This is a genomic window from Streptomyces sp. NPDC001890 (assembly GCF_042891445.1).
GTDB lineage: Bacteria > Actinomycetota > Actinomycetes > Streptomycetales > Streptomycetaceae > Streptomyces.
In genome coordinates this window covers 1-12,022 of record NZ_JBIATE010000004.1, presented here as the reverse complement: position 1 = coordinate 12,022, position 12,022 = coordinate 1, and the positions used below count along the sequence as shown (strand labels likewise).

General features: G+C 71.1%; 12 protein-coding genes. 9 read left to right on the top strand and 3 right to left on the bottom strand.

The window, feature by feature from the left end:
* Window positions 1–60: 60 nt before the first annotated feature.
* A complete protein-coding gene (locus tag ACFYY1_RS14620; protein WP_388585492.1) occupies window positions 61–489 on the bottom strand; it encodes a metallopeptidase family protein in 429 nt (142 codons plus the stop codon).
* Window positions 490–835: 346 nt separating this feature from the next.
* Here ACFYY1_RS14620 and ACFYY1_RS14615 point away from each other — a divergent pair, with 346 nt between their 5' ends.
* From ACFYY1_RS14615 to ACFYY1_RS14580, 8 genes are all read left to right on the top strand, one after another.
* A complete protein-coding gene (locus tag ACFYY1_RS14615; protein ID WP_388584763.1) occupies window positions 836–1,213 on the top strand; it encodes a DUF3499 domain-containing protein in 378 nt (125 codons plus the stop codon).
* Window positions 1,214–1,275: 62 nt separating this feature from the next.
* Window positions 1,276–2,652, top strand: coding sequence for a phosphomannomutase/phosphoglucomutase (locus ACFYY1_RS14610; RefSeq protein WP_388584760.1), 1,377 nt, complete (start codon window positions 1,276–1,278; stop codon window positions 2,650–2,652).
* 591 nt (window positions 2,653–3,243) lie between these two features.
* Entirely contained in the window at window positions 3,244–3,426 is a 183-nt protein-coding gene (locus tag ACFYY1_RS14605) for a Trm112 family protein (RefSeq protein ID WP_388584758.1), read from the top strand.
* A gap of 74 nt (window positions 3,427–3,500) precedes the next feature.
* Entirely contained in the window at window positions 3,501–4,637 is a 1,137-nt protein-coding gene (locus ACFYY1_RS14600; protein WP_388584756.1) for an SIS domain-containing protein, read from the top strand.
* 77 nt (window positions 4,638–4,714) lie between these two features.
* The gene (gene manA / locus ACFYY1_RS14595) at window positions 4,715–5,917 is read left to right on the top strand and encodes a mannose-6-phosphate isomerase, class I (RefSeq protein ID WP_388584754.1); all 1,203 of its coding nucleotides are present in this window, start codon (window positions 4,715–4,717) and stop codon (window positions 5,915–5,917) included.
* Between the two features lie 87 nt (window positions 5,918–6,004).
* On the top strand, window positions 6,005–7,021 hold the full coding sequence (locus tag ACFYY1_RS14590; RefSeq protein WP_388584751.1) for a cation diffusion facilitator family transporter: 1,017 nt from the start codon (window positions 6,005–6,007) through the stop codon (window positions 7,019–7,021).
* A gap of 322 nt (window positions 7,022–7,343) precedes the next feature.
* Window positions 7,344–8,801, top strand: coding sequence for an adenosylhomocysteinase (gene ahcY / locus ACFYY1_RS14585; protein WP_388584748.1), 1,458 nt, complete (start codon window positions 7,344–7,346; stop codon window positions 8,799–8,801).
* A gap of 188 nt (window positions 8,802–8,989) precedes the next feature.
* A complete protein-coding gene (locus ACFYY1_RS14580; RefSeq protein ID WP_388584746.1) occupies window positions 8,990–9,601 on the top strand; it encodes a hypothetical protein in 612 nt (203 codons plus the stop codon).
* Here the strand turns inward: ACFYY1_RS14580 and ACFYY1_RS14575 are convergent.
* On the bottom strand, window positions 9,598–10,518 hold the full coding sequence (locus ACFYY1_RS14575) for an RDD family protein (protein WP_388584744.1): 921 nt from the start codon (window positions 10,516–10,518) through the stop codon (window positions 9,598–9,600). The two genes, ACFYY1_RS14580 and ACFYY1_RS14575, sit on opposite strands and share 4 nt — an antisense overlap.
* 120 nt (window positions 10,519–10,638) lie before the next feature.
* Between ACFYY1_RS14575 and ACFYY1_RS14570 the strand changes: the two genes are divergently transcribed.
* Complete coding sequence (locus ACFYY1_RS14570) at window positions 10,639–11,646, top strand: stage II sporulation protein M (RefSeq protein WP_388584741.1); 1,008 nt, start codon at window positions 10,639–10,641, stop codon at window positions 11,644–11,646.
* A 186-nt stretch (window positions 11,647–11,832) separates the two neighbouring features.
* Here ACFYY1_RS14570 and ACFYY1_RS14565 read toward each other — a convergent pair.
* Window positions 11,833–12,022, bottom strand: a 190-nt coding sequence (locus tag ACFYY1_RS14565; protein ID WP_388584738.1) for a hypothetical protein, incomplete at its 5' end; no start/stop codon positions are given.

The following is a 12,022-nucleotide window of genomic DNA, read 5'->3' as shown; positions in this document are numbered from 1 at the left end:
GCGGGCGGGGACCGGACAACACACGGCCCCCGCCCGCCCGTACCGTCCACCGAGCGTCCGCTACTCCTGCCCGTACCGCGGGTCCACGGACTCCGGAGCGAGCCCGAGCAGGTCCGCGACCTGCTCCACCACGACCTCGTGCACCAACAGGGCGCGCTCGTCGCGGTTCTTCGTACGGATCTCGACGGGCCGCCGGTAGACCACGATCTGCGCGGGCCGGCCCTTCTCCGCCGAGACGGCCCGCCCCAGCGGCACGGTCTCCTCCTGCGTCCCCGGCACGTCGAGCACCATGAAGTCGACATCGGCCAGCTGCGGCCAGCGCCGCTCCAGCCGTTCCACCGAGTCCTGCACGAGATCGCGGAAGTTCTCCGCCCGGCTGACCGAGAGCGGCACCTGCGGCGGGGCGACGGGCCCCCGCATGCCGCGGCCATGACGGTCACGACGGCGTGGGCGCGGCTCGGACGGGTGCGGAGGTACGGGACTGTCCATCACTGACGCAGCGTAACCCTCGGCGGGGCAGACGGATCGTCGCCGGCCGACGAGGCATCGTCGAAATCACCGTCCAAGGCATCGGCATGTCCAATCCTGAACAATCCGGCCACCCAGGGGCACGTTTCAGGCCCCGCACCTGACCGTTGATCTCCTGCTGTATGACAGCTTTTGTACCGAGTGGTGACCGGAATCGTTGCCGATACGACCCGTACTTGCCCGTTCTCCCGCAGGTCAGAAGGAGGGTCCGGAAGGCGCTCGTACCGGTGGACACAGGGCGACACGGTGGGGTGAGCTGAGGGAGAGTCGTCGCAGCCCGCTCAAGAGTGCGGTACCGTCCAACATCGTGAGCCCTGTACGTCGCTGTTCGCGCACCGCGTGCGGCCGCCCTGCCGTCGCGACACTGACGTACGTCTATGCCGACTCGACTGCGGTCCTCGGCCCGCTCGCCACCTACGCCGAGCCCCACTGCTACGACCTCTGCGCCGAGCACAGTGAGCGGCTGACGGCCCCACGCGGCTGGGAGGTCGTCCGGCTCTCCGACCCCTCCGCGCCCACCCGCCCCAGCGGTGACGACCTCGAAGCGCTCGCCAACGCCGTACGGGAAGCGGCACGGCCGCAGGACCGCGGGGCGGACGGCCGGAACGGCGGTCCGCACGCCGCCGACCCGATGGAGGTCGCGCGCCGCGGCCACCTGCGGGTGCTGCGCTCACCGGACTCCTGAGCCCGGGTACGAGCCCTCCGGGTAGTTTGGGCGGTCCGCAGAAATCTCAGGAGGACCGGCCCGTGGCTGCTGATCTGTCGCAGATCGTGAAGGCGTACGACGTGCGCGGAGTGGTGCCCGATCAGTGGGACGAGGCGCTGGCCGAGCAGTTCGGGGCGGCGTTCGTCGAGGTGACGGAAGCGGACGCCGTCGTGATCGGCCACGACATGCGGCCCTCGTCGCCCGGCCTCTCGGGAGCCTTCGCACGCGGAGCCGCGTCGCGCGGCGCGGACGTCACACTCATCGGCCTCTGCTCGACCGACCAGCTGTACTTCGCCTCGGGCAGCCTGGACCTCCCCGGCGCGATGTTCACCGCGTCGCACAACCCCGCGCAGTACAACGGCATCAAGCTCTGCCGGGCGGGCGCCGCACCCGTGGGCCAGGACACCGGGCTCCTGGAGATCCGGGCCCTGATCGAGAAGTGGTCCGGGACCGGTGCCCCGCAGCCGGTCGCCGCCCCCGGCACCGTCACCGAGCGCGACACGCTGGCCGACTACGCGGCCCACCTGCTGTCCCTGGTCGACCTGACGGCCATCCGGCCGCTGAAGGTCGTCGTCGACGCGGGCAACGGCATGGGCGGCCACACCGTCCCCACCGTCTTCGCGGACCTGCCCGTCGACCTCGTACCGATGTACTTCGAACTCGACGGCACGTTCCCCAACCACGAGGCCAACCCCCTCGACCCGAAGAACCTCGTCGACCTCCAGGCCCGGGTCGTGGCCGAGGGCGCCGACCTGGGCCTCGCCTTCGACGGCGACGCGGACCGCTGCTTCGTCGTCGACGAGCGCGGCGAGGGCATCTCGCCGTCCGCGATCACCGCACTGGTCGCGGCCCGGGAACTCGCCCGCAACGGCGGCAAGGGCACCGTCATCCACAACCTGATCACCTCCCTCTCGGTCCCCGAGGTCGTCCGCGAGAACGGCGGCACCCCGGTCCGTACCCGAGTGGGCCACTCCTTCATCAAGGCGGAGATGGCCGAGCACGGCGCCATCTTCGGCGGCGAACACTCCGCGCACTACTACTTCCGCGACTTCTGGAACGCCGATACGGGCATGCTCGCCGCGCTCCACGTCCTGGCCGCGCTGGGCGGTCAGCCGGGCCCCCTGTCCGAACTGGTCGCCCGCTACGACCGCTACTCCGGCTCCGGCGAGATCAACTCCACGGTCGCCGACCAGAAGGCCCGCACAGCAGCGGTACGCGCATCCTTCGAGGCCCGCACCGGGGTCACGACCGACGACCTGGACGGCCTGACGGTCACGACCCCCGACTGGTGGTTCAACCTCCGGGCCTCCAACACGGAACCCTTGCTGCGCCTGAACGTGGAAGCCCGCGACGAACGGACGATGACAGCGGTACGGGACGAGGTCCTGACCTTGATCCGAACCCCGGACCTCCCCTGACACACATCCCCCAGGGCACCTGCCCCAGCCAGTCCGGCGCGCTTTCCGGTCCTGGGGCGCCTGCTCCAGCCCGTCCGGCGCGCTTTCCGGTCCTGGGGCACCCGCCCCAGCCCGTCCGGCATGCCTTCCGGCCCCAGGAGCCCGCCTCAGCCCGTCCGGCACGGCTTCTGCCCCCCCCCGGGAGCCCGCCCTGGCCCTGCCCGTACCCGCCCCAGCCAGCCCTGCCAGTACCAGCCCCAGCCGCTGCCAGCGCCCATCCCAGCCCTCCCAGCACGCATCCCAGCCCCTCCGGCGCTTGAGGAGCGGGTCCGGGGCAGCGCCCCGGTCACGGGAAGGGGCGGGTAGGGGAACAGGCCCGCCGCAGGCGCAACCCCCCCCCGCACTCCACCCGCACCCACCCCGTACCCACCTCCGCACACCCGCCCCCCCCCGCACCCACCTCCGCACGCCCGACCCCCGCACCCCACCCCTGACCGCACCCGGGCCCCCTCCGCCCCCGGACCCCCTCCGCCCCCCGGACCCCCCGGGCCCGCCCCGCCCCCCGGCGGTAGGCTGACGTCGCCTGATCCGTAGCCCGAAGGGACCCACCCCATGCCGCTCGAAGCCGGCCTCCTGGAGATCCTCGCCTGCCCGGCCTGCCACTCCCCGCTCGAAGACCGGTCGGCGGCCGACACCCCCGAACTGGTCTGCACCGGCGAGGACTGCGCCCTGGCCTACCCGGTACGGGACGGCATCCCCGTCCTGCTCGTCGACGAGGCCCGCCGCCCCGAGTAACGGCGCACGGGCGCACGAACGCCCACCGCCCGCACCCCGCACGGTGATCAGCACGTGATCGGAGGACCGTCCCCATGCTCGACGAGTCGCTGCTCGACGCCCCGGAAGCCCTGGCCCGAGCCGACCGCCGCGGCCTGCTCCGCGGCGCCGCCGAGGCCGGGGCCCGGGTCCGTACCGCCGCGCGCCACGCCGCCGAGGCGGGCATCGCCGAACTGAACCCGGAGGGCCGCCCCCGCGCCGTGCTGGTCGCCGGCTCCGGCACCGCCGCGTCCGGCGTCGCCGACCTGATCACCGCACTGGCGGGCGCCTCCGCACCGGTCACCCGCATCCTCCCCACCGGGGTCGCCCCCGCCGCGGGCGCGATGCGCTGGGCCCTGCCCGGCTGGGCCGGCTCCGTGGACCTGCTGCTGATCGTCACGGCCGACGGCTCCGAGCCGGGTCTCGCCCTCCTCGCCGAACAGGCGTACCGCCGAGGCTGCAGCATCGTCGCCGTCGCCCCCCGCCAGTCACCGCTGCGCGAGGCGATCGACGGGGCGCACGGGCTCGTCGTACCGATGGCCTCCGCCCCGCACGGCGAGTACGACGCCGAGACCTCGGCCGCGGGCCCCGGCACGCTCTGGGCCCTGTTCACCCCGCTGCTCGCGCTACTGGACCGGGTCGGCCTGCTCACCGCGTCCGCCGAGGCACTGCAGAGCGTCGCCGACCGCCTGGACCGCACCGCGGAACGCTGTGGCCCGGCCATCGCCACGTACAGCAACCCCGCCAAGACCCTCGCGGCCGAACTCGCCGAGAGCCTGCCCCTCATCTGGACGGAGGGCGACGCCGCCGCCCCGGTCGGCCGCAGATTCGCCGCCGTCCTGGCCGAGCTGTCCGGCCGCCCCGCCCTCGCCGCCGAACTGCCCGAGGCACTCCCCGCCCACGGCACACTCCTGGCGGGCACCTTCGCCGCCGGGGCCGACCCCGACGACTTCTTCCGCGACCGGGTCGACGAGCCGGAGCCGCTGCACGCCCGCGTCGTACTGCTCCGCGACCGTCCCACCGGCGGCCTGAGCGCGGCCCCCGCCGCCCGCGAACTGGCCCTGGGCCACGACACGGCGATCAGCGAACTCGAACCGGAGGAGGGCACCGAACTCGAAGCCCTCGCCGAACTGCTCGCGGTCACCGACTTCGCCGCCGTCTACCTGGCGCTGGCATCGGCAACCGGCGCCTGACCCAAGGCCCCACCGCGCCCCGAGGCACCCCACCGCACCCCCCGATCCACGCATCTCATCTCACAAGGACGAACACCATGGACCGGCTCTCCAACACCGTGCGCCCTTACGCCTGGGGCTCCACCACCGCCATACCCGAACTGCTCGGCATCGCCCCCACCGGCGAACCCCAGGCCGAGATGTGGATGGGCGCCCACCCCGGCGCCCCCTCCCTCCTCACCCGCACAGTCAGCACCGCCACCAGCGCCCCCACCACCACCGGCGAGGGCGCCCCGCAACCCCTCACCGACGTCATCGCCGCAGACCCCGAGCGCGAACTGGGCCGGGCCACCGTCGAGAAGTTCGGCCCCCGCCTCCCCTTCCTCCTCAAACTGCTCGCCGCCGGCGCCCCCCTCTCCCTCCAGGTCCACCCCGACCGCGCGCAGGCCGAGCGGGGTTACGAGGACGAGGAGCGCCGGTCCGTCCCGATCGACGCGCCCCACCGCACGTACAAGGACGCCAACCACAAGCCCGAACTGATCTGCGCGCTCACCCCCTTCGCCGGCCTGTGCGGCTTCCGCCCGCCCACCGAGGCGGCCGAAGCGATGGCTGCGCTCGACGTCGACGCGCTCAAGCCGTACGTCGACCTGCTCGGCGCCCACCCCGAAGAGGCCGCCCTGCGCGAGGTCCTCACCGCGGTCCTCGGCGCCGACCCCGCGGAGATGGCCGAAACGGTGCACCTGGCCGCGGCCGCCGCCGAACGCCTCGGCGGCGCCCACGCCCCGTACGCCCGGATCGCCCACCACTTCCCCGGCGACCCCGGCGTCATCGCGGCGATGCTGCTGAACTACGTGGAACTCCAGCCCGGTGAGGCCCTGTTCCTCGGCGCGGGCGTCCCGCACGCCTACCTGGACGGCCTCGGTGTGGAGATCATGGCCAACTCGGACAACGTGCTGCGCTGCGGACTCACGCCCAAACACATCGACATACCCGAACTGCTGCGCATCGTCCGCTTCGAGGCGACCGAGCCCGGCGTCCTGCGCCCCGAGGCCGCACCGTCCGGCGAGGAGCTGTACGAGACGCCCGTGGACGAATTCCGGCTCTCCCGCTTCGACCTCTCGCCCGGCGCCGCCCCCGTCGACCTGACCAGGGACACCCCGCAGATCCTGCTCTGCACCGGCGGAGCCCCGAAGGCGGGCGAACTCGGTCTCACCCCCGGCGCCTCCGTGTTCGTACCCTCCGGAGAAAAGGTCGAAGTGTCCGGTACCGGCACTCTGTTCCGCGCCACAGTGGTGGCCTGACGTACCGTTCGCGCCAGCGACTGCAACAATGTCCGGCCGTACCGCGGCGCCAGGGCCGCAGCACCGAAGAAGGGACACCAGGCACCCATGAGTGCGTCAGGCGGAACCAAGGCGATCGTGGCGGCACTCGCCGCCAACCTCGCGATCGCAGTGGCCAAATTCGTGGCGTTCCTGTTCAGTGGCTCGTCGTCGATGCTCGCGGAGAGCGTCCACTCGGTCGCCGACTCGGGCAACCAGGGACTGCTGCTGCTCGGCGGCAAGAAGGCCCAGCGCGAAGCCACCCCCCAGCACCCCTTCGGCTACGGCCGCGAGCGCTACATCTACGCGTTCCTCGTCTCCATCGTCCTCTTCTCGGTCGGTGGCATGTTCGCGGTGTACGAGGGCTACGAGAAGGTCAAGCACCCGCACGAGATCGAGGCCTGGTACTGGCCGGTCGGTGTGCTGGTCTTCGCGATCATCGCCGAGGGCTTCTCCTTCCGTACGGCCATCAAGGAGTCCAACCAGACCCGCGGTTCGCTCTCCTGGAAGGAGTTCGTCCGCCGGGCGAAGGCCCCCGAACTCCCCGTCGTCCTGCTGGAGGACCTCGGCGCACTGATCGGCCTGGTCCTCGCCCTCGCGGGCGTCGGCCTGGCCCTCGCGACCGGCAACGGGGTCTGGGACGGCATCGGCACCCTCTGCATCGGCACCCTGCTGATCATCATCGCGATCGTGCTCGCCGCCGAGACGAAGTCCCTCCTGCTCGGCGAGGCCGCCGGCACCGACCAGGTCGAGAAGATCAAGGCCGCGGTCGTCGACGGCGACACGGTCACCGGCGTCATCCACATGCGTACGCTCCACCTCGGCCCGGAGGAACTGCTCGTCGCCGCCAAGATCGCGGTGCAGCACGACGACACGGCCACCGAGGTCGCCAACGCCATCAACGCCGCCGAGAGCCGGATCCGCGCGGCCGTCCCGATCGCCCGGGTGATCTACCTGGAACCGGACATCTACAGCGAGGCCGCCGCCGCAGCGGGCACCAACCCCGGCAAGGCCCCGGGCGGAGCCCCCGGCGATACCCCGGACTCCCCGGACTCCCCGGACTCCCCGACGGAATCCGGCCACTGACCACCCCCTCCACCCGCCCTCCCTCCCGCTCCCGGCACATCATCCGACCGCGCCCCAACAGCGCCCCGACCGTTTCCCGACCGCGCCCCTGCCACGTTCCGGCTCGGGGCGGACTGGGAGCGACTGGGCCGATCGGTGTAGATTCGACGGCAGTGTCAGACGTCGCTGCTGATGGCGGTCGATCGGTCCGTACGCGCGGACCGGCCGAGGGAGAGAGGGCCTCCGACGGACTGCGCTGCGAGCGTCCGGGCATTCGTGTGCCCGCCGCCGCAGCAGAGCCATCCGTGCCCCACCTCGACCCCATTACGAGGAGCAGCCCGTTATGACGACGGTCGCCAATCGACAGGACTTCAAGGTCGCCGACCTCTCCCTCGCGGTGTTCGGCCGCAAGGAGATCACCCTCGCCGAGCACGAGATGCCCGGCCTGATGTCGATCCGCAAGGAGTACGCCGCCGCGCAGCCGCTGGCCGGCGCCCGCATCACCGGTTCGCTGCACATGACCGTGCAGACGGCCGTGCTGATCGAGACCCTGGTCGCCCTCGGTGCCGAGGTCCGCTGGGCCTCCTGCAACATCTTCTCCACCCAGGACCACGCCGCCGCGGCCATCGCCGTCGGCCCGAACGGCACCCCGGACGCCCCGGCGGGCGTCCCGGTCTTCGCCTGGAAGGGCGAGACGCTGGAGGAATACTGGTGGTGCACGGAGCAGGCCCTGACCTGGCCGAACACCCCCACCGGCGGCCCGAACATGATCCTCGACGACGGTGGTGACGCCACCCTCCTCGTCCACAAGGGCGTCGAGTTCGAGAAGGCCGGTGCGGCCCCGGACCCGTCGACCGCGGACAGCGAGGAGTACGCCCACATCCTCACCCTGCTGAACCGCACCCTCGGCGAGTCCCCGCAGAAGTGGACCCAGCTGGCGTCCGAGATCCGCGGTGTCACCGAGGAGACCACGACCGGTGTGCACCGGCTGTACGAGATGCACCGCGACGGCACCCTCCTCTTCCCGGCGATCAACGTCAACGACGCGGTCACCAAGTCCAAGTTCGACAACAAGTACGGCTGCCGCCACTCGCTGATCGACGGCATCAACCGCGCCACCGACGTCCTGATCGGCGGCAAGACCGCCGTCGTCTGCGGCTACGGCGACGTGGGCAAGGGCTGCGCGGAGTCCCTGCGCGGCCAGGGCGCCCGGGTCATCGTCACGGAGATCGACCCAATCTGTGCCCTGCAGGCGGCGATGGACGGCTACCAGGTCGCCACCCTCGACGACGTCGTCGGCCAGGCCGACATCTTCGTCACCACGACGGGCAACAAGGACATCATCATGGCCGCCGACATGGCCAAGATGAAGCACCAGGCCATCGTCGGGAACATCGGCCACTTCGACAACGAGATCGACATGGCCGGCCTGGCGCAGATCGACGGCATCGTCAAGGACGAGGTCAAGCCGCAGGTCCACACCTGGACGTTCCCCGACGGCAAGGTCCTCATCGTGCTCTCCGAGGGCCGCCTGCTGAACCTGGGCAACGCCACCGGTCACCCCTCGTTCGTCATGTCCAACTCCTTCGCGGACCAGACCCTGGCCCAGATCGAGCTGTTCACCAAGCCCGAGGAGTACCCGACCGACGTCTACGTGCTGCCCAAGCACCTGGACGAGAAGGTCGCCCGTCTCCACCTCGACGCACTCGGCGTGAAGCTCACGACGCTCCGCCCCGAGCAGGCCGCGTACATCGGTGTCGAGGTCGACGGCCCGTACAAGCCCGACCACTACCGCTACTGATCCCGTACTGATCCCGCCCGTCAGCGACCGCGCACGTCACCACCGGTCAGTGACGACCGGCCGCTGACAGACGGAACAGACGGAACAGCTTCAGCAGCAGCTACGAGCGCAGGCCCCCGCACCCCCGTGTCGGGGGCCTGCGCTCGTAGCACGCCGCCCGCTCAGCCCGAGGAACCCCGAAGGACCCCATGCCCCGCGGCCGATATTCGCTCCACGATCCCCACGATCACACCCCCCTCGGCGAAGAACACTTCCAATGCGCCCCCGGCCCCTCCGGCTGGCGCTACCTCTCCCGGACCACCACCCCCTCCGGTGACCACCTCGGCTCCATCGACCTCACCCTCGACGAACTGGGCCGACCCATCCGCCTCGAACTCCACGCCGCGAGCTGGCAGGTCCGCGGCGCCGCCCTCGAAGGCGTCACCTGGGTCCGTACCGATCCGACCGGCACGCATGCCACCGAAGGCAATGTCCGCGCCCACGCCTTCACCGGCACATCCCCCGCATTCCTCATCGCGACCGCACGACTGCTGCGCCTCACCCCCGATTCCCCCGCGGCCCGCGTCCGCCTCGTCGCCTTCACGGACCCGGTCCTCGCCCCCCGCACCGTCGACCAGTCCTGGGCCCTGGTGAACAGTGAAGCGCACGCCACTGACAACGGCCCCCTGACGGTGGACGAATACCAGGTCAGCGCCCTGGACACCGGCGAGCAGCACACCGTTCACATCGCCGGCGACGTGGTCCTCGCCGCCCCGGGCATCGAGCTCGAAGACCTGGACTCCCCGCCCTCACCGCTCTAGGCAGGCGGCGCGAACCCCGTGGCAGCAGGCGGCACCCGACCACCCTCCGCCCCCGGGTCCGGCGAAGGCGCACCCGCCTCGGCAGCCCCCACGAAAGGCACAGCCCCCACCGGTGCCCGGACGCCCGCATCCCCACCCACCGGACCACCGCGAGCAGCCCCGTCCTGAGCGGCAACGAACACCCGCCGCGCATCCCGCGCCTGCCGCTCGTTCACCACCGCCGCCAGATACGCCCCGGCCGGCACCCCCTCCGGCACCGGGACTCCGGTCCGCTCCGCCAGCTCCGAGGCCAGCCGCTCCGCCATCGACCACCCCACCTGCGCATCGAGCTGATGCATACGGGTCAGGTACTGCCGTACCGCCGACCAGAGGGACTCCGGCACCGCCGACAGATCCAGCCCCGCGAACCGCCCGACCAACCACGGCGGCGGAGGTGGCACGGCAGCCGCCCGCCCCGCGGGCACCCGCTCCCGTACGACGAGCGTTCCCGCGAACACATCCCCGAGCCGACGACCCCGGGCCGATACCAGCGAGGCGATGCACGCGACGACCCCGAACGTCATCAGGATCTCGACGACCCCCATGGCCCCACGCACCAGTGCATGCCGGAACCGGATCGGCCCCCCGTCGTCCCGCACCACCCGCAGCCCGCACACCAGCTTCCCCAGCGAACGCCCATGGCTGAGCGTCTCCACCGCGACGGGCCCACCCACCAGCACCAGCAGGAAGGCCGCCACGGACACCGCCGCGAGTGCCGCTTCGTCCAGCGTCGCCGTCGCGATGGCCAGCCCGATCGACACCAGAACGAACGCCGCCCCCACCACGGCAAGATCGATGGCCAACGCCAGCGCCCGACTCGGAAGCTTCGCCGGCCGCAGTCCCAGCACGACCGCGTCCCCGGTCACGAGATCACTCATCGCCACCCCACCCTTCGCCGATCATCCCTGCCCCTCGGGGCCTCAGTCTGCCAAGCTGACCGGCAGCGCGCCGCCGTAGTACGAACCCGTACGCACCCATGCCTGGAGCAGCAGCCGACCATGGATCTCGATGTCTTCGTGACCGCCCATCGCACCGAGTGGGACCGCCTGGACCATCTCCTGCACCGAGGGCGCCGGCTCACCGGCACGGAAGCCGACGAACTCGTCGAGCTCTACCAGCGCACGGCCACCCATCTCTCGCTCCTCCAATCAGGAACCCCGGACCCGATGCTCACGGCACGCCTCACCCAACTCGTGGCCCGTGCCCGAGCCACGGTCACCGGCACCCGCCGAGCCTCCTGGCGCGACGCCACCCGTTTCCTCACCGCCGGCTTTCCCGCCGCCGTCTACCGGTCCAGGCACTGGTGGATACCCACCGCGGTTCTCTCCACATTGCTGGCGGCAGTCATCGGCTGGTGGATCGGCACGCATCCGGAAGTCCAGTCGGCCATCGCGGCCCCGGAGGACCTCCGCCGCATGACCAGCCCGGGCGGGGAGTACGAGACGTACTACTCCAGCCACCCGGCCGCATCGTTCGCCGCCCAGGTATGGACGAACAATGCCCAGGCCGCAGCCATGTGCCTGGTCCTGGGAGCGTTCCTCTGCATCCCGGTGATCTGGATCCTGTTCGTCAACGTGCTCAACCTCGCGGTCGGCATCGGCCTGATGTCCTCAGCCGGCCGGCTCGACACCTTCCTGGGGCTGATCCTCCCGCACGGGCTGCTCGAACTCACCGCCGTCTTCGTCGCCGCGGGTACGGGCCTGCGCCTCGGCTGGACGGTCATCGACCCGGGCCCGACCAGCCGGCGCTCAGCTCTCGCACAACAGGGCCGCGCCGCGATCGGCATGGCCATCGGCCTCGCGCTGGTCCTGTTCGTCTCCGGCCTCATCGAAGGCTTCGTGACTCCGTCCGACCTCCCGACCTGGGGGCGCATCGCCATCGGCATCGCGGCGGAGCTGGTCTTCCTCGCCTACGTCTACATCCTGGGCGGCCGAGCCGCGCGAGCCGGAGACGCCGGCGATGTCGATCCCACGGAACGAAGCGCCGAACTCCCGGTTGCCGCCTGATGTGCGCGCGACCCCGCTGACCTGCTAGTCTCCTCCTCGCCCCAGAAAGCCATTGACACGGCCGACACGGGGAGGTAGATTTTAACGGTTGCCTCGGACTGGACATGTCCGGGCCCAGCAGCTAACATCTATCTCGCTCTCACCGGAAATTGAATTTCCGCAGAGCCATTGATTCCTTCCTCTGAATCACGAAGCCGATTTCACGGCCGAATGTTTCTGATAAAGTCGAATCAGCCGAAAGGCAAAGACCACTCCAACGGTCACCAGAATTGAGATTCGACCCGGAAACGGAACGAAAAAGAGTCTGGTAAGGTTGGAACCGCCGGAAAGGGAAACGCGAAAGCGAAGAACTGGAAAGCGAAAAGCAGGATCCCGC

What these genes read in the sequence shown, in the direction of transcription:
- ACFYY1_RS14620 (WP_388585492.1), bottom strand. Translation starts at nt 489, where the DNA reads ATGGACAGTCCCGTACCTCCGCACCCGTCCGAGCCGCGCCCACGCCGT.
- ACFYY1_RS14605 (WP_388584758.1), top strand. Translation starts at nt 3,244, where the DNA reads ATGCCGCTCGAAGCCGGCCTCCTGGAGATCCTCGCCTGCCCGGCCTGC.
- ACFYY1_RS14600 (WP_388584756.1), top strand. Translation starts at nt 3,501, where the DNA reads ATGCTCGACGAGTCGCTGCTCGACGCCCCGGAAGCCCTGGCCCGAGCC.
- manA (WP_388584754.1), top strand. Translation starts at nt 4,715, where the DNA reads ATGGACCGGCTCTCCAACACCGTGCGCCCTTACGCCTGGGGCTCCACC.
- ACFYY1_RS14590 (WP_388584751.1), top strand. Translation starts at nt 6,005, where the DNA reads ATGAGTGCGTCAGGCGGAACCAAGGCGATCGTGGCGGCACTCGCCGCC.
- ahcY (WP_388584748.1), top strand. Translation starts at nt 7,344, where the DNA reads ATGACGACGGTCGCCAATCGACAGGACTTCAAGGTCGCCGACCTCTCC.
- ACFYY1_RS14580 (WP_388584746.1), top strand. Translation starts at nt 8,990, where the DNA reads ATGCCCCGCGGCCGATATTCGCTCCACGATCCCCACGATCACACCCCC.
- ACFYY1_RS14575 (WP_388584744.1), bottom strand. Translation starts at nt 10,518, where the DNA reads ATGAGTGATCTCGTGACCGGGGACGCGGTCGTGCTGGGACTGCGGCCG.
- ACFYY1_RS14570 (WP_388584741.1), top strand. Translation starts at nt 10,639, where the DNA reads ATGGATCTCGATGTCTTCGTGACCGCCCATCGCACCGAGTGGGACCGC.